Raw genomic sequence first — 23,968 nt, 5'->3', positions numbered from 1 at the left:
GGAGTTTTCCTTATCAGGTATTTTTCTCTGTCTTTCTTTGCTTATAAATAGAATAGAAAAAAGCGAAATGCCCCACGAAATTTCGTTTCCATAATCTTCTCGGCTCTTTTCCCATTCGATATAGCCATTCGAGACGAAGGTCGCGAAAAATTTTAGGAGCTCTTGTAACTTCACCGGAAGAAAAGTCGATAAAAGCACCTACAGCCATTGTAATCGTGCTCTCAAGCTTTGATCGATGTTCCTTAATCCACTGTTCTTGTAGCGGCATCCCAAAACCTACTAAAAGAATATCTGCCTTACTCTCATTAATCTGATGGATGATCCGATCGGTATTTTCTTTCGGAAAATATCCATCCTGATTGCCTACAAATAAAATATTCTTATAGGTTTCCTGCAACCGCTCTTGAGCTTTTTGTGCAATGCCAGGCTTAGCGCCTAAAAGAAACACTCGATATTGGTTACTCTTCTCTTCATTTAATGATTCAAATAATGCAGGGATAAAATCTGTACCGTTTAAATTTTCCTTAAAAGAAAAGCCAAAAAACTTAGCACCCATTTCGATACCGATTCCATCATTTAACAATAAATCTGCATTATTTAACATATCGCGATATTCCGAATCCTTTTGTGCAATATTATATCCATGGTCATTTAGAAAAAAAATATCCGATGCAATTTTTTTCTCCAGTTTTTCTTTTATATATGTAATAGCTTCTTTTGAGCCTAAAACATCTACTTTTAAATTTCCTAGCCATTTCTTATCCATTTTGTATCCCCTAATGAGAAAATTTTTAAAAAGCCCCTTTCTATTATATAAAAATTGTCTCCTAGAAACAATTAAGGCTAGTGATGGTTTACTCGTAACATTTCTAAAGGAAAAAAGGCTTGCATTCTATTTTCTCAACAACCCTTCTATTAAACAGAAATATTCACTATGCATATGTTGAAATATGTCGAAAGATTGTATATGAAAAGGTTGTTAACATTAGCACAATAGTGATAAAATTTTACTTGTACAATTATCAGATAAAGGCAAACCATCTGAAAGGGTGGGACGCAAAGCTTCAGGTCTAAGGTAGATTTTTACTATGATGGCTGGGTCACCTTATATTCTCTATAAGGAGGTTAATTATCATGATTAATTTGTTTCCCACAGATGTTTTGACGAAAAGTAATTTGGACAGTGAATGGATAACACTCATAATGGAGGCAAAAAAGCAAGGCTTCACCCAAGAAGAAGTACGTGCCCTATTAACAATATTAGAAGATAGCAATTGAACACAATATCAGAATATTCAATAATGATAACGTTTTAGCCTTAATTATTTTTAAGGTTATTTTTTTTGCAAAAGCATAAGCCAATGTACCTTTCATGCCGCCTTTACATACAATAATATTGTTCAATAATTCACAAAAAAAGCGCCTCATTAGGCACTTTCAAAAAAGAAGGATTTCTTGGGGGAGTTTATTGATTTTTTCTATTAAAAGATTGATTGTTTCAAATGAATTTTGAAACGGAAAGATAATGGGTGTGAGTAGTGTATAGGGTGAAAGTCTTAAGATGTTGGGGAAGTACGCGAGATGTTTTCCATGTGAATAATATGTTCTAATTGCTTTATTCTTCTATTACATTGTTCTAATTTTTCATTTGTCTTTGCTTGCATTTTAATTAATGTAACCATTAAATCTGGTGCATTATTCACCATCCTTACCTCCTTTACGGAATGGTATGTTCCACTTTTTTCGGATCCAAGAAACGAACAGATTCGGCAATTACTTCTGTCACATAGACCTTTTTTCGATCCTGGTTTTCGTAATTCCTCGTATGGATCCTGCCAGTAATACCAACCAGTGAACCTTTATTACAATACTGTGCTGTATTTTCTGCCACTTTATTCCACAAAGTACATAGGACAAAGTCGGCATCGTAATCGCCAGCTTGATTTTTATAGTTTCTATTTACTGCGACAGTAACATTCACTATAGACGTTCCTTCTTGTGTAACTCTTAGCTCTGGATCCTTCGTTAGCCTTCCTACTAAAGTAACCTGATTAATCATCTTTTCCCTCCTCTCTATTATAAATTAGTTAAATCATACTATTAAGGAAGAAGATTGCCAAATGTCGAAATTTCAAGTTTTGTCACTATTTCGACATAAAACATCGAATTTTCGCCTAGGCCATTTTTGCATTTTTAAACATAAAATAGCTTTAAACTTTAATTTTTGCATTTTTTTAAAAAACCTAAAAAAATCTCTTCTTCCGATGCATATAAAGCATCGGAAGAAGAGATTGATAGTTCTTTTTAGTTATACTCAATTAGTTTTACTTATTATATCCAGCGATTACAGTGTTCACTTGTTCCATAACGCCTGCCTTCAATGCGCTCAGCTTACTTGTGCTTTCTTCTAAAGTAAAACTATTTACACTAAAGTAGAACTTAGCTTTCGGCTCTGTTCCTGATGGACGTAAGCAGAACCATGAACCGTCATCTAGATAATATTTGATTACATTGGACTTTGGTAAATCAATCAATGTTTCTGTTAAGCCTTCTTGACGTTGACTTGTTAAATAATCTTCTACTGCAACAACATTTAAGCCATTAACTTCTTTGATTGGAGCTTTACGGAAAGTGTCCATAATATAAGCAATTTGTTCTGCTCCATCTTTCCCTTTCAATGTTAAGGACTCTAATCCTTCTTGATAGTAGCCGTACTTTTCAAAGATTTCTAGTAAACCTTCGTAAAGTGTTAAGCCTTTTGCTTTATAGTATGCAGCAACTTCTGCAGCAAAAATAGCAGATTGAACAGCATCCTTATCACGAACAAAATCACCAATTAAATAGCCATAGCTTTCTTCATATCCAAAAAGGAATGTATGCTCATGTGTTTGTTCGAATTCCTTAATTTTTTCACCAATAAATTTAAATCCAGTTAATGTATCAATTGTAGGAATTCCATAAGCTTTGGCAACAGTGCGCCCAATTTCAGATGTTACAATCGTTTTGATTACAACACCATTATCAGGAAGAATGCCTTTCGCTTTCTTCTCTGATAGTAGATATTCAAGCATTAATGCACCTAATTGGTTTCCTGTTAGAACCGTGTATTCTCCACTTAAATCTTTAACCGCAACTCCTAATCTGTCTGCATCTGGATCTGTTGCTAGAAGAATATCCGCATCGATTTCTTTGCCATAACGAATCGCAATTTCAAAAGCGGCATGCTCTTCTGGATTTGGCGATTTTACAGTTGAGAAGTTTGCATCAGGTAATTCCTGTTCTTTTACAATCGTTACATTTTCAAATCCGAATGCTTCTAATCCTGCACGAACTGGCTTGTTTCCTGTACCATGTAATGGCGTATAAACTATTTTTAAATCCTTTGCTTCTGGCAAACGATTTAATTGAATTGTCTTTAATTGTTCTACATAGGCAGCATCTACATCTGCACCAATATATGTCAATAGTCCTTTATCTAATAGCTCTTTTTCTTCTAAAACATCTATTGTAAGCTCGTCTTCTACTTCATTTACATATTTAATAATGATATCTGCAGCCTCAGGAGGAAGTTGTCCACCGTCTTCTCCGTATGCCTTAAATCCATTATACTCAGGAGGATTGTGACTAGCGGTAATCACTACTCCAGCAAATGTATTTAGATAGCGTACAGCAAAAGATAATGCTGGTGTTGGACGAAGTTCTTCAAATACATAGGATTTAACTCCAAGCTTCCCTACTACTTTCGCAACCTCTAAAGCAAATTCTGGAGATTGATGACGGGAATCATACGCCACAGCTACTCCGCGTTTCATCGCTTCTTCTCCTTGTTCTACTATGTATTTCCCTAATCCTTCTGCTGCTTTACGAACAGTATAAATATTCATTCGGTTAATACCAGGCCCTAATTCTCCACGCATACCGCCAGTACCAAATTCCAAATGCTTATAAAAACTGTCCTCCAGCAACTTATCAGATGTTTGTAATTCTGTTAGTTGCGCCTTTAAGTTAGCTTCTAATCCTGCAAAACTTGTCCACTTTTCTACGATTTCTTTATAAACCATTGTCGCTGTTCTCCCACCTTTTAAATTAATGTGACGATATATCTTTTACATTACCTAAAATATGTATATAAGTAAAGATTTTTTAAAAAGCGCTTTTATGGAACCAATATCTCTGAGTAGTCCTTAATACCTACAGTGATAAGGGTTCCATAAAGATTATCTTCAAAAAATTATTTTTTTCTCCACATTTTTGCAAGAGGACCACTTTCCCCATAAACAGGATCTGCAACAGGGAACACGGCATTTTCGATTTCCTCCTGTACCCCTTCCAAGTCCTCCTCCACGTCTTTTTTGAGATTATACTCTACTCCATTAGGATATGCCCCAACCACTTCAAAGTCTGGTGAAGCAGATAATTTTTTATGACCTGTTCCAGCTGGAAGCAATAAAATATCTCCATGCTTTACAATAAGCTTTGATCCACCTTCCCCACCTATTTGTAATAAAGCAGATCCTTTTTTAATACCAAGTACTTCATGTGCATTGCTATGATAATGATGGTATGGAAAAACTCCATTCGTCCAACTATTTTTCCAATTATTTAAATGAAAAACTTTTTCTATATTTTCCTCCTTATTCTCCATTGCCCTTTTATAATGTAAAGCAGGCAAATAAGGGTGATTTGGTATATATCTATTTTGTTCGAAATAATACATTGTAATATCTGGATTAGCCATTGGATGTACACCTCTCTATCTATTGATACTACTGTATACCCCTCTTTTTCCTAAATCATTCCTTTAGTTAGCAACACTAAAATCCAATGATTCTATTGAATTATTACCGCTTTTCTTTTTATTCCGACTTCTTTTTTTCTACTAAAAATTAGAGGATTTTCGTCGATATAAAGCGATGTACATTAAGTTGCTAGATTCTTTTGAAAAGCTTAATAAGTCCATTTCATCTTATGCGTGTTATAAAAGAAAGGAGAATAACATGAGAACATCCATTAAGCAGAAATTATTAGCAAGTTTTCTGATTGTTTCTATTTTATTTATGATTCTGTCCTATTATTCTTATAGAAGTACAAAGGAAACTGTAGAAAAATATGATTATTTAATCGAAACAGTTACAGAATTACGCTCTATCTCAGAAAAAATCAACACAAATGCATCTAGACAAATTGCAAACGTAAGAGGTTATTTTGTCTATGGAACCTCTGATTACAAAAACAGAGTAAATGGAGCAAGCAGTAATATTGATACTTTTGTAGACAATGGGATTAAAATCTCTACCAATGCAGAAATAGAAAAACGATTAAATGAATTAAAGACTTTAAATAAAGAACTTACACATAAGGCTAACGCACTGATGAATAGCATTACTCCTTCTCAAACTGCTTTAGATGAGGTTACTACACTATCTGATAACTTATCACAACAGGCTGAGACCTTAAATATTTTGCTGACAAATGATGTCTTGAATCCAGAAATTGAAAGTGCTCAAACACACTCTAAACAAAAAATGTTATTTGTTATGATAGTTAGTGTTTTCGTTACTGCTATTTCTTTAGCTATTGGTTTCCTACACGCTTCTCTTATTACGAAGCCGATTCAAAGTTTGAAAACAAATATGCAGAAAGTTGCTAAAGGGAACTTACATACAGATAAATTCTCTATTAAAGCAAAAGATGAAATTTACTATTTAAACGAGGCTTTTGAGCAAATGAAAGATAATTTATCGCTCATGATTTCCAATATGACAGATAGCTCTACTCTTGTGGCAGCATCCGCAGAACAATTAACTGCAAGTGCAGAACAATCGAGTAATGCATCTGCTACAGTCGCGTCCTCTATACAGTCTATTGCTGAGAGCAATGAGCATACCATTGCTAAAATCTCTGATAACAAGCTCGCCCTAGATTCGATTCTTGACGGAGTGGAGGCAATTAAGGAACGTTCCTTGCATGTATCTGCACTATCACAAGCTGCTTTTACAAATGCAGAAAAAGGAACGAAACAAGTTCATGATAATTTGAATCAAATGGAGTTCATCTATGACTCTGTTCAACGTTCCAATTCGATTATTGCCGCCTTGGCTGATCGATCAAATGAAATTGGAAAAATGATTGAATTAATAAGCAATATTGCTGACCAAACAAATCTATTAGCATTAAATGCTGCCATTGAAGCTGCTAGAGCAGGGGAAAATGGGAAAGGATTCGCAGTTGTTGCTGATGAGGTTCGTAAATTAGCGGAGCAGTCACAAGCATCTGCACAAGATATTTCACAGTCCTTACATGGAATTCAGCAGGATACATCTGAAGCAGTCACCATGTTGAATGAGACATTGGATAAAGCGAAGACAGGAGTAAGCATATCAACCAATACCGTTGAATCTTTCTCCATCATTGTATCAAATACGCAAAAAGTAGCTCCAGAAATAGAAGAAGTTGCCCTAACAGTTGCCAAGATTACGACACAAATTGAAGATGTGGTGGAGGTTGCTAACGAGATTGCCATTCTTTCTAAAGAAAATGGGAGTGGTACAGAAGAGGTTGCCGCTTCTACAGAGGAGCAACTCGCATCCATGGAAGAAATTAAAGCATCTGCAGAATCTTTATCTAGTATGGCCGATGAATTAATGGATATTGTATCACAGTTTAATCATAAAGAATAAATCTAAATATGAGGTGAAAGGAGTATAGGACAATCTGTTCCATACTCCTTTTTTGGGGAACTAAATTGAATTGGTTTGGCTGATATAACTTTATTTTGGCTGATTTCCCCTTGCTTTTGACTGATATATTCATAAGGTTGGCTAATATAATTAAAAATTAAAGCAAAATTCACAAGAATCCACATAATTTTTTAAGAAAAACCTCTTTCATCATCTTTACCTCGCAAAATAGAATAAAGAAAGTAAATACCAATCAACACTAAAAGGATAAACAAAAGTAGAAATAAATAATGGAAACCTAGCATTACTGCCTCGAATTCTGAGCGCTTTGTATCATTCATCCAATCTGTTATCGTGCCATCTAGCCATGTATTCATAAAGGTAATCGCAAGTGCTGTTCCGATAACCATTCCGATATTACGAAGCAAAGCAATCGTACTGCTCATCATTCCCAAATATTGCAGGGGAACATATAGCATCATAATGCTGTAATTCGGTGAGGTTAAAATCCCCATTGAAAAACCTAATAAACTAAACAAAATAATTAATGTTGCTAAAGATGTTCCTGGTGTTAAAAAACTAAGCCCAAGCATGGTCATACATAATAGTCCTAAACCAATTACTACTACCTTTCCCCCGCCAAATCGGTCTGATAATGATCCACTTATTGGACCGAGTACTGCAAGAAATAATGGATAACACATTAATAAAAGTCCTGATTGATCTGCTGAGAATCCTAATACGCCTCGTAAATAAAACGGCATAATGACAGTAGAAGCAAACGCTGCACAATAGCTCGCCATTAAAATCAACCCACCTGCTTTAACGATTGGGGAAGAAAAAATGGAGGGCTGTATAAAGGGATGCTCTTCCTTCCTGCTATGGAAAAAAAAGAAAAGAAAACATGCAACACTAACACATGCTATTCCTAATAAATATACCTTATAAACACCCTCCCCTATTGAGTTAAGTACAAAAACAAACGAAACAATCCCTATCCCAAAATAGATGCTCCCCTTATAATCAAAACTGGAGTTCTGAAAGCTCTTATCCCTCGGCACAAATTTTTGTGCCAAAAAATAGGCTCCGATGCTTATTGGCACAACGGTCCAAAATAACATATGCCAAGAAAATGCTTCGATAAAGAACCCACCAACGGAAGGACCTAATAAAGCACCTATTCCAACAGAAGTACTAATAATGCCAAGTGCCTTTCCCCGATGTTTTTCAGGATAGGCATCTGTTACAATTGCCATATTAACGGCCTGTAACATGGCAGCACCACCACCTTGGATAACTCTCGCAATAATTAAAATGGGGATACTTGATGATAATGCAGAACCACATGCCCCTACGGCAAAAATAAGATAGCCCATATTATGTATACGTTTTTTTCCAAATTGATCAGCTAATTTACCCATTAGCGGTAAAAATAGCATGATGGATAGAAGATAGCCATTGACAATCCATTGTGTGATAGATAGCTTTGCAGAAAAATCAATCGATATATCTGTTAAAGCAATATTGACAAAGCCTGCAGAAAAATGAGATAAAAAAGCGCCTGTACATACAGATAACAACAAAAGTATCGATTGATACTTTTTATCCTCTGCTTTTGGCTCATTCCTTACCTCCAAATAGCTTATCTTGTTTTTAGTCATTTGAATCATCCTTTGTGGTGTTGAACATCTGCATATTTTTAATTGTGAGTATATTAGGAGAGAATCATTCTCTCCTATATACATTTTACTACTACTAAAGTAATCAAAATCTCGAATGAATTCATTCACTTCCAACAGGTATAGCATGAATAGATTGGATAACTTCATTACTAGTAACAACTGTACCAAAAAACTGATTGATGGTTTGCAATGTCATATTGTGTGCCTCTCTTGAGAAGGCTGCTGTACAGTCAGATAAGAAAATAACATCATAATCAAGCATGAAGCCATCTCTTGCTGTTGATTCCACACAAATATTTGTACTAACCCCTGCCATTAAAAGTGTCTCGATTTTCAAGGCTCTAAGTACGGAATCCAATCTTGTATTAATAAATGCACTGTATCGATGTTTTATCACAATAACATCATCATTATCTGGTTCTAATTGATAAAACTCCGCTCCCCACGTATCCTTTCTACATAAGTTTGTTTGATTCTTTCCTTTTAATCGTTTAATCCACGTTTCCGAATCCGTACTATTCTCATGGATCGTCTGGATATATATAATAGGAACATTTTCCTCTTTCATAGTTGCAATCATATTTTTTAGATTAGGCATCATTTCTTCGACCATGGAAACGTCCAAATCCTGTTTAGCCAAACATCCTTCTTTATGACAATAATCATTCTGAACATCAACAATTAGTAAAGCACTATGTTGTGGATTCCATTCCAACTTCATCTGTTTCATCCTTTCAAGTCAAATTCACTTCTACTCTTTTTACCGTATTTTTAAGCAATTTTCGTTTATTGGGAAAGTGCCTCTACAAACTGCATGTCAATTAACTCATCGTAACTATAGCCATTTGTGTAAACGCCTGTTTTTTCTACAACTTCCATTGGTTTCGCAAGCGCTTCTTCCGTTATAAATCCATCTTTACTCCAAAGGCTATCTGCATAAGCTCGATCAAGTGAAGCCTGTAAGCTATCTTCTGAAGTAGAAGGAAACTCCTGTTTTAAGATCTCCAGTGCCAATTCATGATCCTCATCAATCAACTTTAATCCTTTCATAACAGCACTTACAAAGCTATTTACCGTCTCTGGATCTTCTTCTATAGTTGATTTTTTGACACTTAGAACAGAATATGGATAATCTCCAAGACTTGCAAAGCTGTAAAATGGTTCGGCCCAGACATCTTTATTTATTCCTTCTGTAATTTGTGGTTCTGCTCCATTTGCGATGTCAGCTTGACCGGATTCCACTAAAGAGACGACAGCACTAGCATCTGCTGGTTCTTCTAGTTTGACATCTTTTTCAGGATCTAATCCTACATCCATTAATAACCAGCGAGTTAGTAGGTTGGGACTTCCACCAAATCGCCCAGCCGCAATGGTTTTACCTTTTAAATATTCAGCAAGGCTCTCCTTACTAGTATCTGTTATTGTTTGTTCTGTATCCGCCATTAGGTAGACATTCGCTCGGTTTACGACATTTACTACAGAAACAATCGGGTCAGAGTTACCTGTGTTTGCCATCTGATTTGATTCTGGACCACCGATATTTCCCCACGCATCCCCACTTACTACTGAAGTAACATGTGCTCCTCCTGTTGCTGTAATGACTTCCACCTCCAGCCCCTCTTCTTCAAAAAAGCCTTCTCGAATCGCCGCATATAATGGTAAATAGCCAATTAAGTGAACTGGTTCTGCAATAACAAGCTTTTTTGTTCCACTTTCAGACTTTTCTTCTCCACTTGTACCTTCTGATGAGGAACATCCACTTAAAATCATTAAAAGAAGCAACAAATAAATTCCAGCTTTAAAGAAAATACTTTTTTTCATTTCCTTTTCTCCCCCTCTATGCATACTTTTTATATCCTTAATTAATCCTAAAATCGTTACCCTCTTATTCTTCGTCCTCTTAATAAACGTTTTTCTACCCATACGGTGCCAACATACATCAGTACAGATAGAATGGATAAAACAACAACCCCTACCCAAACTAAATTAATATTCATAATCTGTCCCGCATACAAAATCATTCGACCAATTCCTTGTCTAGAACTAATAAATTCGCCTACGATTGTACCTGCTAACGCTAATGCAATATTAATTTTCAAACTACTGACAATCCATGGCATCGCAGACGGGATAACGACTTTCGCAAAAATATGATGTTTTTTGGCTCCTAAAGAAAAAAGCATTTTTTCTAAATCAGAATCAACACTCTTCACTCCACTATGTGCCGCAATGGCTGTGACAATAACCGTCATCATAAATGCCAAAACAACCTTTGAACTAAAACCAATTCCAAAAAGAATGACTAATACCGGAGCCAATGCTAATTTCGGAATGGCGTTAAAAGCAATTAAATAAGGCTCCGCTATTCTGGAATAAAAGTAGGACCACCAGAAGGATAATCCAAGTAATGCCCCAAAAAAAGTCCCAAATAGAAACCCTAATATCGTTGCTCCTGATGTATATAGGAGGTCGCTCCATAAAGTCCCTTCCGTAAAAGCAATAAGGCCTGTTTCCCATATGATCGATGGGCTGCTCCAGTAATAAGCATCAATGATTTTCCACTTTGCAAACAACTCCCAAAGAACAAAGCCAAAAATACCGATTAAAAGCTGCCCAATAAGCGTAATCCGTTTCCTTCTTCTCTCCTTTAGCTCTTCATCCTCAATAAGAATGGATGAGTCTATCTCTTTCACTTTCACCTTATGCGGCAATATGATTTGCTCTGGATTGTCACGCATGTCTAACTCCTCCTTTATGTAAATTATTTTTCTAAGACTACTTCTTGCTTTAATAAAGCAAATAAATGCTGTTTTAAATCAATAAATGCTGGTTGTAATAACGTTTGTTCATTTCGTGGTCTTGATAAATGTACATCTACCTTTTCCTTAATCCGTCCAGGTCTCGGAGATAGAACATAAATCTCATCTGACAAATAAATCGCTTCATCTATGTCATGGGTTACAAAAAGAATCGTTTTCTTAAAATCAGTCCAAATATTAAGAAGCCATGTTTGCATCAGCAACCGAGTCTGTGCATCTAAGGCACCAAAAGGTTCGTCAAGCAAAATGATATCTTGATCGTATAAAAGGGTTCGCAATAATGCTGCTCTTTGTCTCATGCCGCCAGATAATTCATCTGGATAATGATGTTCAAACCCACCTAAGCCATATTTTTGCAGAAGGGGCATTGCTCTTTCGATCGCCTCTTTCTTGGTAACTCCCTTGATTTCCAGTCCTAATATCACATTTTGCAAAATACTTCTCCAAGGTAGTAGCAAATCTTTTTGAAGCATATAGCCTACATTTCCATTTTTTCCGACGATATTCTTGCCATCGAGAAGCACTTCACCTGTCGTTGGCTTAATAAGCCCTGCAATTATATTAAATAACGTCGATTTTCCACAGCCACTCGGACCAATTAAACTGATAAATTTTCCTTCTTCGATTTTTAAATTGGCATCCTTTAAGGCAACAACCTCTTTCCCTTCTTTTTTAAAAATTTTATTCGTTTGGCGAACCTCTAGTTTATACATAGTGAAACTCCCTTCTTTCCTTTGAATTGCCATTATATATACACTTGCTTTTTCCAAATAAAAAAACCGCCAGAATTTACCGAGCGTAATAGCTCAGTCTAATTCTGACGGTTTTCCTGCTCTCTTAAATAGAGTTCATTTAACCAGCCAAATAGGATTCAATTTTGTTTTCCAACAAAATAATTGTTCCACTAATTTCTCTCATGGAATCATAGTCCTTTAATATTAGCTGCACATTAAAGTGCAGTTTTTCTTCTAAATTACGCAAAAGCAGTTCCTTGTATTTATCAATTAATAGACGATCAATGATCTCCGCAAGGTTATCACTTGAACTTTCTATTATTTCTAGTACAGGAATACGCTTATGCTTAGCAATAATAATAATTTTATTATCCATTAAACTAATCTGCTGTTCGGTAAGACCAACTTTGAAAATCAATTGATTCACAAGATTGTTTTCCCTCATGATGCTTTGCTTCAATTCTCCTAGTGTTCTTGGTAGTTGATCAACTAAAATGATTATCACCCCCAATAGATATAGCAGAATGAATGAGCGATTCCTTTGTCGACCAAATGCTCACATCATACAAGCAAAACGTGATCTATCCACTTCTTAAAATAGTGAATATTCTGTTTATTGGATAATATCATATCATTGTACAACTTTCTTCCTTTTTGTCAGAATTTCTTACTCTATTTTTTTAAAAAGGCTGTTTCATCTAGTTTGTTGGCATAGCCTGAATAATGAATTTTCCCCCTATCAAACAAATCAAAGCTCTAATTCTAAGGAAAGAAATTTATACTCTAAATAGTCCTCTAAACCATATCTTCCACCTTCACGACCTACTCCTGATTCCTTTACTCCTCCAAATGGGGCTTGTGCCGTTGTTGGTACCGGATCATTAATGCCAATTATTCCGTATTCTAGTTTTTCAGACATTCTAAAGACACGAGATACATCTTTTGTATAAAAATAAGCCGCTAATCCATAAGACGTATCATTGGCAAGATGTAACGCTTCTTCTTCTGTATCAAACTCAAAAATTGGCGCGACTGGTCCGAATGTTTCTTCTGTTGCGATTTTCATTTCATGGGTAGCATGTAATAAAATGGTCGGTTCATAGAAATGTCCTTTTTTATAGACTTCCCCTGTAGGTTTCTTTCCCCCATATACTACTTTTGCGCCTTTTTTAACAGAATCAGAAATATGGTCCTCTGTTTTAGCTACTGCAGCTTCATTAATTAGTGGTCCAATTGTTACTTCTGGCTGTAAACCATTCCCAACTACTAATTTGTCCATTTTCTTTACCAATATTTCGGAGAAACGCTCTGCAATAGTTCTCTGGACATAAATACGATTTGTGCATATACACGTCTGGCCAGCATTACGAAACTTACTTGCAATAACTCCTTCTGCTGCTTTTTCTAAATCGGCATCTTCAAAAATGATAAAGGGAGCATGTCCCCCTAACTCCATTGATATCTTTTTCATGGTAGCTGCAGCTTTTGCTGCAAGTTCTTTTCCAACCTTAGTGGATCCTGTAAAGGTTATTTTTCTTACTTCTTGTCTTTCCATCATCGCCTCGCCAATTGGAGCTGCTTCCCCGTGGACTAAATTTAACACACCTTTTGGCAGTCCTACTTCATGAAATATCTTCATTACCTCAATTGCTGTTAAAGGCGTAGATTCAGCAGGCTTTAAGACAACTGTACATCCAGCAGCAAGAGCCGGCGCTATTTTTCGAGCAAGCATGGCAATTGGAAAATTCCATGGCGTAATGGCAGCAACGACGCCAACTGGCTGTCTTAGCACAATGATTCGCTTTGTTTCAGAACTGGAAGGAATTGTATCACCATAGATTCGTTTTCCTTCTTCAGCATACCATTCCAAATAATCAGCAGCTAAGTTCACTTCTCCCTTCGCTTCTGCTATTGGTTTACCCATTTCCGTCGTAATAATGGTTGCGAGATGATCTATTCTCTCCCTTAACTTTTCCGATACTGTTTTCAGATAAAAAGCGCGTTCTTTAGCTGTTTTCTTTGACCATGAAGGCAAAGCATTCTTTGCTGCATCGATTGCTAAATTCCCCTCTTCCTTTCCACCTCTTGCTATCTGTTCAATAACTTCACCGGTAGCTGGATTATAGACTGGATAGGTTTTTCCTGTGGTTGCCTGACACCATTCTCCATTAATATATTGCATTTCTATTCTCCTTTCTCGTCTGTTTTTTTTATCATAACAAACATTTTGGATAATTCCACTTGATGAAACTCCATTCCTAAAATTACTCTATTAATGGAATAGACTCTATAAAAAAGAAGCATCCTTTTTTAAAAGATACTCCTTTTTTTCGATTAATTCACATAAAAATAACCAACGACTCCCAAAATGACAAGTACGATTAATAGTACACCATATTTTCGAAAAAACCTTACTCCTGGATTTGCCGTTTGCTCACGCACCTCTTTTAATAACTTCTTCAATGATTGTGACCGGATACTTGTTAATTCTTTTTTCATGTCTTTTTTCTTCCATATGGAGTTTCGATCTGTTATTAAATAGTCCTTTAAAGCATGGCTAAATCTTGGACTTGTCCCATATTTTTTCAGAGACCATTCTATATAATCAAGCATTTCATCTTCTGATCCATAGATGGCTATATTCGAAAATACTTGGCGAAATTCCACCCCTTCCATTCCGCCTGGGAACAAAAGGAGGAAACGTTCATATGGTTTAAAAAGGCCATTGTCTTTGATAATCTCCTGTGCCAAATCACTTGCTTTCGCCTTGATTGGTGTACTCGCCATCCGAAATACATGCTGTGTTTGTTCAATAGGAAGATAGAAGTAGGTATACAGCAGCTCTAACACCTCAAATTTCTCCTTCTCCCAGCCTTTAATTTCAAAGCTATGTTCCTCTTTATCTAGTAAAAATATTTCCCCAAAATTTTTCACATCTACTAGATTCACTTTTTCTAGCTGTAATTGCACCAAAAGCTGTGCCTTTACATCTGGCAGAGCCATTCGTTTATATGTTTGAAATGGAATGGATCGTTCAAAGTATGTAATTACTTCAAAAACGACAGAAATAGGATGACTACTTTTTTTGACTTCATACACTAGTCTATTTTTCGTTAATTTTAAGAAAATTGCATTATGTTCAAAAGAGGAATTAACATTTAATAAGCTCTTTATATTAATCAATACATCTGCTAAAGAATGTTGAAAGCTAAATTTATCCTTTAGGTAATCTTCCATCATCTCAGCGTAAGAAAAAATATCACTCATATAAGATAAAACTTGCTGATAAATGTCTGGGTATTTTTCTAAAATCCTCCATAGCGATTGACAGATAGCTTCTCCTTCATAGTAAGCAAGGCTTTTCACTATAAAGTCAACAACATTTACATGTTCTACTGCCTTTTGAATTTCCAAAACGAATCTCAAATAATCCTGTACAATGGAAGCATCCTTCATTCTTTCTTCTCTTTGAAGCAAGTGTGTGAATATATTTACCAATTCCACTTTTTCTCGATGATTTTTTTGAAGAAAAGCTAACAGCATTTGTAAAGTGCCTACTTTATCCTTTTCATAAAAATAGTAATCTAGCTTCTCCATATAAAACAGCAGAAATAAATCATCATATGTTTGAATAGTTAGTTTCTTTTGCTGATCTAATCCTTGTAAGGCCCGCTCACAGTATATGAAAAACTCGTCAAGCTCCGTGGCAGTCTGAAGTGCTTCATAAGCGAAATGGAGATAATCATGTTCTTCTTCCTTAAAGGTTAATCCACTGCTTTTATGCTGACTTAAGTCAAATGTAAATTGATTTTCCACCGCTCTGTTTCGTAGACGAATCGATCCTTGTTCTACAAACATAACATGGATATTTTCGATAATCTCCGGTTCATTATGAAATGTCGTTGCTCCAAACAGTTTTCTTGTTTCATAGGGCATATATAGAAATAGTAACTCCAATAGCCACATGGCATATTTATGTTGCATATTAGGTGGAGCCTGAAACGATATATAGACTCTTTTCTTTTCAGCAACTGCAGTAATACACGCACACAGCAGCTCCTTATATTTCTTTTCATCCAACTGTAAAACATGAAATAGTTCTTGCTTTTTAGCATATATATTTTCGTTTTTATAAGGTATATGGTCGATTTCTTCTAGTTCCCCTTTTAAATTTTCCATATCTTCCAAACCATAAAATTGATCAATATGAAAAATTTGGGAAGGCTGAAGGATCCATTCTTCTTTTCTATTTGCCGGAATAATATAATTATGTACAAAAAGACGATTCTTTTGCTTCGAGCTTTCTGCAGGTGCAAAATTAGATTTTCCTATAACGAATTCACCTGACTCAGGCTGAATCATGGTAAATAGCGGCGGATAGGCGTCTATTTCTTTATCACCGCTTTTCTTTAATTCACTCGGCATATGATAGGTACTAATGGGATTAAGATATTTTTTCACGAAGCTTTCATCAACGTTTGGCGAAATGACTATTGTATCAGCACCCTCACTGGAAAGAAAAAAACCTTTACTATCCTTCGTTACTATTTGCTGCTGTATCAGGCTTTTTCCCATTATCCTCTCCCCTTTCTTCTCTTTAATAGGAATTTACTGCAAATTTATCAAAAACATATATAAAAACGCTACATTAATAGTAAATAAAAAGCAGCATACTTATCGCTTCTAATGGTCCGTTTTCCTAAAAAAACATTTGTTTCTCCTAATGAGGAGAGTAATTATTCCATGAATATGGATAAATAAAAAAACAGCTAATACCTGTATTATACAGGCATGCCGTTTTTTTAAAAACCAACTTTGCAAGACTTTTCAAAGAAATATAGAAATTCTTTTCTTCATTCTCCTAATTCCTTGATATATTCCGTATCCCAATACAGTCCCAAATGTATTTAAAATCAAATCGTCTATATCACTCCATCTATTTTCCATAAACCATTGAATCATTTCAATAGAGCATGAAAGCCCTGCTCCCGCTAATAGCACGGGGAGAAACGAACTTTTTTTCGGAAAGGTTAACGGGTAAAGTAATCCAAATGGAATAAACATAGCGATATTTCCAATATTATTTACAACAGCAGAAAATACACTACCATCTAGGAAAATCTCCGTTATCATCAAAAAGGGTGTAAAATTATGTCCCCCTTTGGCGATACCAGTTCCTAAATACATATTGGGAAACATTGTTAAATAAACGATAGCTAATAAAGAAGTGAGGAATAAACCATCCATAACTATTTGTTTTCTATTCATTAACAACCTACATTTTTATTTTTTTAATTAGATTATCCATTTATTTGGTGTTTTATTCCAATAATTTGTTTATGGGGAGATTGTGGGCTCTGTTACGTTGCCTTCTGTTTTATTCTGGTTGTGGTTGTGTGAGGGCTTAGATATGGGGGTTCTGTTACGTTGGTTACTGTTTTTTCCGGATTTCGGGCTCAGAGAGGCGCTCTCTGTTACCTTTACTACTCCTTTTTCCGGATTTCGGGCTTAGAGACGCTCTCTCTGTTACCTTTGCTACTCCTTTTTCCGCATTTCGGGCTTAGAGAGGCGCTCTCTGTTACCTTTGCTACTCCTTTTTCCGCATTTCGGGCTCAGAGACGCTTTCTCTGTTACCTTTGCTACTCCTTTTTCCGCATTTCGGGCTCAGAGAGGCGCTCTCTTTTACCTTTGCACCTTCTTTTGCTGCATTTCGGGCTCAGAGAGGCGCTCTCTGTTACCTTTGCTACTCCTTTTTCCGCATTTCGGGCTCAGAGACGCTTTCTCTGTTACCTTTGCACCTTCTTTTGCTGCATTTCGGGCTTAGAGAGGCGCTCTCTGTTACCTTTACACCTTCTTTTGCTGCATTTCGGGCTTAGAGAGGCGCTCTCTGTTACCTTTGCTACTCCTTTTTCCGCATTTCGGGCTCAGAGACGCTCTCTCTGTTACCTTTGCACCTTCTTTTGCTGCATTTCGGGCTTAGAGAGGCGCTCTCTGTTACCTTTGCACCTTCTTTTGCTGGATTTCGGGCTTAGAGAGGCGCTCTCTTTTACCTTTGCTACTCCTTTTTCCGCATTTCGGGCTCAGAGAGGCGCTCTCTGTTACCTTTGCACCTTCTTTTGCTGCATTTCAGGCTCAGAGAAGCGCTCTCTTTTACCTTTGCTACTCCTTTTTCCAGATCTCGGGCTCAGAGACGCTTTCTCTTTTACCTTTGCACCTTCTTTTGCTGGATTTCGGGCTCAGAGACGCTCTCTCTATTCCCTTCCAATCCTCTTTTTTTTAAAAGGGGAGGCAGACTGTCTCTATTTCTTTCCCACTCAAGAACAATAAACTTAATCATTCTTTCAATAATTATTCAAAATAACTCCAACGATTGTTTCCGATTAGCTTATAATGCTTTTCTAATATTTTCCGGATCCTTTTCTTCGAAGCAATGATTCTACACCAATCATATAATAGGGGTGTTGTTATTTTTTCATTGGGGAAAAGTATCTTAAGTTCTTCTACATTTCGTAATACCACCTTTTCGAATGCTTCTTCATGTCCACATTCTTTGCAAAGTACATTCGTTCCTGCTTCTGCTACTTCGAATGAGTTGCACACTTCGCAGAAAATCCCTTTCTGTAATTCTTTAAATTCATATGGAGGTAATTTTGAAAAAGGGGACTTATTAATATGCAACGATGTTAATTTTTCAGCTAGTTGCTTCTGAGATTTGTTTGTCTTTTGGGAATGATGATTTATTCTTTTTAAATATCGCTGGATTTGTGTTGGAAAAATAAAAGGTAACGTTAATGGTGCTTGATATAGGGTAAACTCAGGATTAATAAAAACAACAGAGGAAGTGATTGTTTTATTCTCCAAACCATGCTTTTGAAGTATTTGTTGAAATAGTGTTTCATTCCTTCTTATTTGATTTAATGGATTACTGATTTCCTTATGATTCATCGTATAGATGCGATCATTTTGATAGTAATAATCTCCTTCGTAATTCTTTATTTCAAAAAGATGAATTTCTTCTAATGTGATGATTGTGGAGTCAATCTGAAAAATGTTATTGTTCGTTTGGAGCAATAAATCATGGATGATATAGCCATTTTCTATAAGTTTTTCCGTGAAGCTATCAAACATTTTTTCTCCTTCAAAACCTTTTTGCAAATTAACTAAATATTGTTTTTCATTCGCACTAAGTTCCAACCGCTTATTCAAGGAATTTAAAACGAATATTTCTGGAGATACTGTACGAGGTTTGTAAAGCATAATAATTGGACTCATCCTTTTTTAGAGGCTATTCCGTAAGAACAGCCTCACCTTTTTTTATACTACAGCAACAATGATTCTTCCTGTTATTCCGCCTTCTAAAATAGTTGGCAGTTCATTAGGAAGTTGCTCTAAAGTTACTTCTTTGTATATAAAAGAAGTAAGAGCTTCTGGCTTTAAATCAGTTGCGATTCGCTCCCAGATTTTTTGTCTTTTCTCCATTGGACAATAAACGGAGTCGATTCCAAGGAGATTTACTCCTCGCAGGATAAATGGAAATACACTTGTCGGTACAGCTCCTCCACCTGTTAAACCACTTACTGCAACTGATCCGCCGTAGGTTATTTTACTAAGAATAGCTGCCAACGATTCTCCACCGACAGGGTCAACTGCTCCAGCCCATAACTGCTTGTCCATTGCTTTTACCTTGCCGTTATACACGTCTTCTCTTCCGATGACACTTGATGCTCCGATGCTTGTTAAATAGTCTTCTGCCTCTTTCTTTCCTGAACTTGCAACAACGTTAAAGCCTAATTTAGAAAGCATGGCAACACCGAAGCTACCTACACCACCAGTTGCACCTGTAACCAATACAGGTCCATTTTCTGGTTTCATCCCATTATCCAATAATCGTTGCACAGAAAGAGCTGCCGTGAATCCTGCTGTTCCGACAATCATCGCTTCTTTCAGGCTTAATCCTGTTGGCAGTGGTACGATCCAATCAGCTGGAATACGAGCATATTCACTATAACCACCAGAATGAGATACACCAATTTCATAGCTAGTCGCAATGACTTGATCCCCTTCTTTAAAACGGCTATCTTCTGAGGAAACGACAGTACCTGCCAAATCAATTCCTGGAATATGGGGATAGGAGCGGACAATTTTCCCATCAGGTGTACTAGCAAGTCCATCTTTATAATTCACTCCAGAATAATGAACCTTGATAACTACTTCACCAGAAGATAAATCTTCTAAAAAAACTTGCTTTGTTTCTACTGAAAAATTACCATCTTTATTATCAACTACGACTGCTTGAAAATTTTTTTCCATCATTATGTCACCTCGTACTCATAGTACCAATTTAAAAATTGCAGGTCAAAGCAAAGAAATTACCCTATTTCCACAGTAATAACGCACAATTCTCCCATTACACCAAATTATTTTGTACGCTTAACCGGATAAAGCTTTTGATAAAATCCAATGGCAAAATCAAAAAAGTACATAAGACCAAATCGTTCAGAGGAGAAACCAGTTCGATCATATGTTTTTCCATGGAGTCGATATACTATATCAGCTGTGTCAATAAATGGAACCTTTTCATTATGAGTAATGATTATTATTTTTGCTTTACTCCTTTGGATAGATTGGATCAACTCCCTATTTCCTTCTATAAACCTTCCAGAAGGACTTGTGATTATTGCAACAGAATGTTCGTCTAATTCTGCTACATCCTCCATTTGCTCTTGTATATCTGAAAAGGCATGAATAAACTTCCCATACTTTACTAAACGATATTGGAAGTCTTGGGCCATTGCTTGTGATAACTGGGTTCCAAAAAAAGAAACCTTCTTAGAACGATGAATAACGTCTAAAATTTTCCTCACATTCGCCACATCCATCCCTTTTTCCATTGTGTCAAGCCACTCTACCATTTTTTGATAAAACTGTTTTTGAAGTTCTGCGCCAACTTCATTCCCTTGTAATCCATGATCAATATATTCATCCACTGGATTTTCTAGCCTATCATTTTTTGCTATATCTTTAAATTCTTGAAAAGAGGCATAGCCAATTTTCTTGCAGAATCTCGTAATTGCGGCTGGCGAGGTATAGCAGGATTCTGCCAAAATGCTGATATTCATACTAGCAATATGATGCACATCTTTTAATAGAGCTAATGCAATGAAATAATTTGTATCTTTTGTTTTGTAATTATTAATAAAATCTAATAAACGAAAAATAATATCTTTCAATTTATACCACCATTATTCATTTAATTTATTTACCTTTACTTAAATAAGCTAATCTCTTTTTAGCTTAATCAAGAATCGATCCATTCTTTTTCTAAGTAGACTTCTTTTCTCTTCTTTCAGTTTTAAACCTGTAACTTGTGCAATTTTCTCTAAGACTTCCTCTACAGTTAAATCATCTGTCTCTACATGTTCTTTAAATAATGGTCTTTGTAGCTGCTGTAATCTAACTGCTGCTTGTTTGTATGCCCAAGAATTTTCTCCTTCTAATCTGCTCCGTAACCTTTTTTTAATGGTAGCTTTCGATGCCATAAGTGTAACATGCTTAACACGTATTTGATCCTTCCGTAATCGAGAGAGAATTTCGTGAAAGTATTCTTCATTTGTGATTGTCATCGGTACAATAATGATCCCTTCATAATTTATGGCGATTTGCTTTAATAAGGAATAGTTTGTTTCTCTCCAAATAGGAAAATCTTGAAAGTCTTCCTTTTGTAAGGACTTAGGGATATTTTTCATCAATACATATCCAAAGCTTTCTGGATCAAAAACAAATGCTTTTTCTACTCTTTTTTCTAACTCATAGGCTGTTGTCGTTTTTCCTGAACCAAATGTTCCATTAATCCAAATAATCATAGGACTCCCCCAAACAGAAAGATTCTTCTCTTTACTATAGCAAATTTCTCAAGCACTCTTCTTTCTTTATGAAATTTATAAGAATATCTACTTTTCGGTTCTCAAAAGTTGTATAATTTTTAGAATAATAGAATTTATTACTATTGGATTATTGTAAGGAGGAAAAAACATGCAAATTCAACCAGAGGATATCGTTAGAAGTGGTCCTAATCAATACATTTGTAAAGAAGGAATTCTAAAGGAATTAAGTAGTTTTCTGTCTCCTTTTCAATCTCCTACTATTATAACAGGCTATAAGTCTTTTCAAGCATTTTCACAATATGTTGATTCTATTCCTATTGATTGGCAAGTTATTCAGCATACAGGCTATAGTTCTCAACAAGCAGTAGATCAAATCTCTCAAACGTGTACAGGTACAGATGTAATTGTCGGCATTGGTGGTGGTCTTGTTTTAGATACGGCTAAAGCTATTGCAAATCAACTAAATATCGAAGTGGTATTAATTCCAACCGTTGCAGGAACCTGTGCTGCTAGTACTCCATTAAGTGTCATTTATTCGCCCGAAGGAGTGTTTGAACGAGTTGCTTATCATCGTCGTTCTAGTTATTTAACATTAATCGATCCTTCCTTTTTAATACATGCGCCAATTGATTATTTAAAAAGTGGTATTGGTGATACATTAACAAAGTGGTATGAAGCAGAAGCTATTATTCGCAATGCGAACGATGAAAGATCACAATCTTTATTTGTCCAAGCTGCTTTAAGCCAGTCTGTATTTATCCGCGATATTTTGCTAAAAGAAAGTATTGAAGCTGTTCAAAACAGTGAAGCAGGTAATGTTACACCAAGCTTTACTAAAACGATTGAAGCAGTCATCACTTTAGCAGGAACAGTAGGTGGATTTGGAGGAAGATATGGCAGAATGTCTGGAGCGCATGCCGTCCACAACGGACTAAGCTTTATTGAAGAAACACATACAATCCTTCATGGACAAAAGGTAGCATTTGGCATTTTAGTTCAGCTTGCTTTAGAAAATCGCCTAGACGAAATCGAAGCATTATTATCGTATTATCAAAAGCTTGGATTCCCTACCAATTTAGCCGAGTTAAATATTGTCGACAATCAACCAGAAGCCTTGCATAAAATTGCTGCACATGCTGTTAATCCAAAAGAATCTCTTCAGCTAATGGGTTCATATACGGTGGATGAAGTTATAGCAGCAATAAATGTACTTGAAAATCTCACTGCTATGAAACAAGTGTAAAAATTGTAAAGGAGATGAATCTAACATCGCATTAAAGCGATGTTGATCCATCTCCTTTTAGCTCTTTTAAAACAGCCATTACATCTAATTCTCCTAGTCCCTTTTCAAGTGCACGCTGGTAGGTTTTATTGGCAGATGCACCAACTGCCTGTAATTCCATTGTTTCACTTGCTAAGCGCAAATCTTTTGCCATATGCTTTAGCGCAAATGCAGCAGGAAATTCATTCTTTAATATGGACGGTGTTTTCATTTTCGAGATAGCGGTTCCGACCGCACTCTCATTAATAATGGTTAACATGTCCTCCTGCTTAATACCTTGTTTTTCTGCAAAAAGAACAGATTCAGCAATTCCCTGTACAGTAATCCCCAATAAAAGATTGATCGCTAATTTAGCATTACTGCCAGCTCCAGAATTTCCGAGATAAATAGATAGTTTACTCATCGGTTCAAATATCGATTTTACCTGTTCATACACTTCTTCCTCTCCGCCGACCAGAACTAGTAGTTTCCCATCCTTTGCTGGCTGAACACTTCCTGATACAGGAGCATCAAGATATTTCACACCATTTTCTAAAGCAGTGTTGTATATGAATTGAGATGTTTGCGGGGAAACAGTACTCATATCAATAAATACTTTGCCTGCTTCTGCTTGCGATAAAATCCCGTTTTCAATATAAATGCTTTTCACCGCATTATCGTCAGATACCATCGTAAAAATGACATCACTTTGATTAACTAATTCTGTTAAAGAAGTCGCCTGTTTAGCACCTAGTTCAGCCAGTTCCTCTCCCTTATCTGGTGTACGATTATAAAATGTTAATTTATATCCAGCCTTTACTAAATTTAAAGCCATTGGAATTCCCATATTTCCTAATCCAATCCAACCAATTTTCACGCAAACATCCCGTCCTTTCGTTCTCCTATTC

At 36.0% G+C, this 23,968-nt stretch carries 22 protein-coding genes and 1 riboswitch; of the genes, 3 read left to right on the top strand and 19 right to left on the bottom strand.

The window, feature by feature from the left end:
- Nucleotides 1–13 precede the first annotated feature (13 nt).
- The gene (locus ACWNMZ_RS07895; protein WP_251627633.1) at nt 14–766 is read right to left on the bottom strand and encodes a WecB/TagA/CpsF family glycosyltransferase; all 753 of its coding nucleotides are present in this window, start codon (nt 764–766) and stop codon (nt 14–16) included.
- 255 nt (nt 767–1,021) lie between these two features.
- Nucleotides 1,022–1,108, top strand: a riboswitch (cyclic di-GMP riboswitch).
- A 26-nt stretch (nt 1,109–1,134) separates the two neighbouring features.
- Here ACWNMZ_RS07895 and ACWNMZ_RS07890 point away from each other — a divergent pair.
- The gene (locus tag ACWNMZ_RS07890; protein WP_109767414.1) at nt 1,135–1,278 is read left to right on the top strand and encodes an anti-repressor SinI family protein; all 144 of its coding nucleotides are present in this window, start codon (nt 1,135–1,137) and stop codon (nt 1,276–1,278) included.
- Between the two features lie 278 nt (nt 1,279–1,556).
- On the opposite strand, the gene ACWNMZ_RS07885 is transcribed toward ACWNMZ_RS07890, so the two are convergent.
- From ACWNMZ_RS07885 to ACWNMZ_RS07870, 4 genes are all read right to left on the bottom strand, one after another.
- The gene (locus ACWNMZ_RS07885; protein ID WP_155986808.1) at nt 1,557–1,703 is read right to left on the bottom strand and encodes a hypothetical protein; all 147 of its coding nucleotides are present in this window, start codon (nt 1,701–1,703) and stop codon (nt 1,557–1,559) included.
- A gap of 14 nt (nt 1,704–1,717) precedes the next feature.
- A complete protein-coding gene (locus ACWNMZ_RS07880) occupies nt 1,718–2,059 on the bottom strand; it encodes a single-stranded DNA-binding protein (protein ID WP_031540392.1) in 342 nt (113 codons plus the stop codon).
- A 265-nt stretch (nt 2,060–2,324) separates the two neighbouring features.
- Nucleotides 2,325–4,061: a phospho-sugar mutase gene (locus tag ACWNMZ_RS07875; RefSeq protein ID WP_235250508.1), complete on the bottom strand. Its 1,737-nt coding sequence runs from the start codon at nt 4,059–4,061 to the stop codon at nt 2,325–2,327.
- A 170-nt stretch (nt 4,062–4,231) separates the two neighbouring features.
- Complete coding sequence (locus ACWNMZ_RS07870; protein WP_031540395.1) at nt 4,232–4,738, bottom strand: cupin domain-containing protein; 507 nt, start codon at nt 4,736–4,738, stop codon at nt 4,232–4,234.
- A 259-nt stretch (nt 4,739–4,997) separates the two neighbouring features.
- On the opposite strand from ACWNMZ_RS07870, the gene ACWNMZ_RS07865 reads away from it, so the two are divergent.
- Nucleotides 4,998–6,680, top strand: coding sequence for a methyl-accepting chemotaxis protein (locus tag ACWNMZ_RS07865; protein ID WP_235250492.1), 1,683 nt, complete (start codon nt 4,998–5,000; stop codon nt 6,678–6,680).
- A gap of 191 nt (nt 6,681–6,871) precedes the next feature.
- Here ACWNMZ_RS07865 and ACWNMZ_RS07860 read toward each other — a convergent pair whose 3' ends face one another.
- The 13 genes from ACWNMZ_RS07860 to ACWNMZ_RS07800 form a co-directional block, all read right to left on the bottom strand.
- The gene (locus tag ACWNMZ_RS07860) at nt 6,872–8,341 is read right to left on the bottom strand and encodes an MFS transporter (RefSeq protein ID WP_031540398.1); all 1,470 of its coding nucleotides are present in this window, start codon (nt 8,339–8,341) and stop codon (nt 6,872–6,874) included.
- Between the two features lie 121 nt (nt 8,342–8,462).
- Complete coding sequence (locus tag ACWNMZ_RS07855; protein ID WP_035416839.1) at nt 8,463–9,083, bottom strand: cysteine hydrolase family protein; 621 nt, start codon at nt 9,081–9,083, stop codon at nt 8,463–8,465.
- A 65-nt stretch (nt 9,084–9,148) separates the two neighbouring features.
- Nucleotides 9,149–10,183, bottom strand: a complete 1,035-nt coding sequence (locus tag ACWNMZ_RS07850; protein WP_031540400.1) for an ABC transporter substrate-binding protein — start codon at nt 10,181–10,183, stop codon at nt 9,149–9,151.
- A gap of 56 nt (nt 10,184–10,239) precedes the next feature.
- Nucleotides 10,240–11,100 (bottom strand): ABC transporter permease, encoded by an 861-nt coding sequence (locus ACWNMZ_RS07845; protein ID WP_081836744.1) that lies wholly within the window; start codon nt 11,098–11,100, stop codon nt 10,240–10,242.
- Between the two features lie 23 nt (nt 11,101–11,123).
- Nucleotides 11,124–11,894, bottom strand: a complete 771-nt coding sequence (locus tag ACWNMZ_RS07840; RefSeq protein ID WP_109767437.1) for an ABC transporter ATP-binding protein — start codon at nt 11,892–11,894, stop codon at nt 11,124–11,126.
- Nucleotides 11,895–12,033: 139 nt separating this feature from the next.
- Nucleotides 12,034–12,420, bottom strand: coding sequence for a Na-translocating system protein MpsC family protein (locus tag ACWNMZ_RS07835; RefSeq protein ID WP_152910832.1), 387 nt, complete (start codon nt 12,418–12,420; stop codon nt 12,034–12,036).
- Nucleotides 12,421–12,663: 243 nt separating this feature from the next.
- Nucleotides 12,664–14,097, bottom strand: coding sequence for an NAD-dependent succinate-semialdehyde dehydrogenase (locus ACWNMZ_RS07830; RefSeq protein ID WP_235250484.1), 1,434 nt, complete (start codon nt 14,095–14,097; stop codon nt 12,664–12,666).
- Nucleotides 14,098–14,249: 152 nt separating this feature from the next.
- A complete protein-coding gene (locus ACWNMZ_RS07825) occupies nt 14,250–16,490 on the bottom strand; it encodes a GAP1-N2 domain-containing protein (RefSeq protein ID WP_031540405.1) in 2,241 nt (746 codons plus the stop codon).
- Between the two features lie 252 nt (nt 16,491–16,742).
- The gene (locus ACWNMZ_RS07820) at nt 16,743–17,183 is read right to left on the bottom strand and encodes a VanZ family protein (RefSeq protein WP_251627635.1); all 441 of its coding nucleotides are present in this window, start codon (nt 17,181–17,183) and stop codon (nt 16,743–16,745) included.
- 1,080 nt (nt 17,184–18,263) lie between these two features.
- A complete protein-coding gene (locus ACWNMZ_RS07815; RefSeq protein WP_449598555.1) occupies nt 18,264–19,121 on the bottom strand; it encodes a nuclease-related domain-containing protein in 858 nt (285 codons plus the stop codon).
- 108 nt (nt 19,122–19,229) lie between these two features.
- Nucleotides 19,230–20,225 carry an NADPH:quinone oxidoreductase family protein gene (locus ACWNMZ_RS07810; RefSeq protein WP_251627690.1) on the bottom strand — a complete coding sequence of 332 codons (996 nt, stop codon included), beginning with the start codon at nt 20,223–20,225 and terminating at the stop codon, nt 19,230–19,232.
- Between the two features lie 107 nt (nt 20,226–20,332).
- On the bottom strand, nt 20,333–21,145 hold the full coding sequence (locus tag ACWNMZ_RS07805) for a MurR/RpiR family transcriptional regulator (RefSeq protein WP_031540409.1): 813 nt from the start codon (nt 21,143–21,145) through the stop codon (nt 20,333–20,335).
- 48 nt (nt 21,146–21,193) lie between these two features.
- Nucleotides 21,194–21,778 carry an AAA family ATPase gene (locus ACWNMZ_RS07800; protein ID WP_031540410.1) on the bottom strand — a complete coding sequence of 195 codons (585 nt, stop codon included), beginning with the start codon at nt 21,776–21,778 and terminating at the stop codon, nt 21,194–21,196.
- Nucleotides 21,779–21,953: 175 nt separating this feature from the next.
- Between ACWNMZ_RS07800 and ACWNMZ_RS07795 the strand changes: the two genes are divergently transcribed.
- Nucleotides 21,954–23,042 carry an iron-containing alcohol dehydrogenase family protein gene (locus tag ACWNMZ_RS07795; protein ID WP_031540412.1) on the top strand — a complete coding sequence of 363 codons (1,089 nt, stop codon included), beginning with the start codon at nt 21,954–21,956 and terminating at the stop codon, nt 23,040–23,042.
- Between the two features lie 31 nt (nt 23,043–23,073).
- On the opposite strand, the gene ACWNMZ_RS07790 is transcribed toward ACWNMZ_RS07795, so the two are convergent.
- Nucleotides 23,074–23,937 carry an NAD(P)-dependent oxidoreductase gene (locus ACWNMZ_RS07790; RefSeq protein ID WP_251627639.1) on the bottom strand — a complete coding sequence of 288 codons (864 nt, stop codon included), beginning with the start codon at nt 23,935–23,937 and terminating at the stop codon, nt 23,074–23,076.
- Nucleotides 23,938–23,968: the final 31 nt, after the last annotated feature.

This window comes from Niallia sp. Marseille-Q9988, from assembly GCF_976954375.1.
This window is presented reverse-complemented; position numbering and strand designations above follow the sequence as displayed.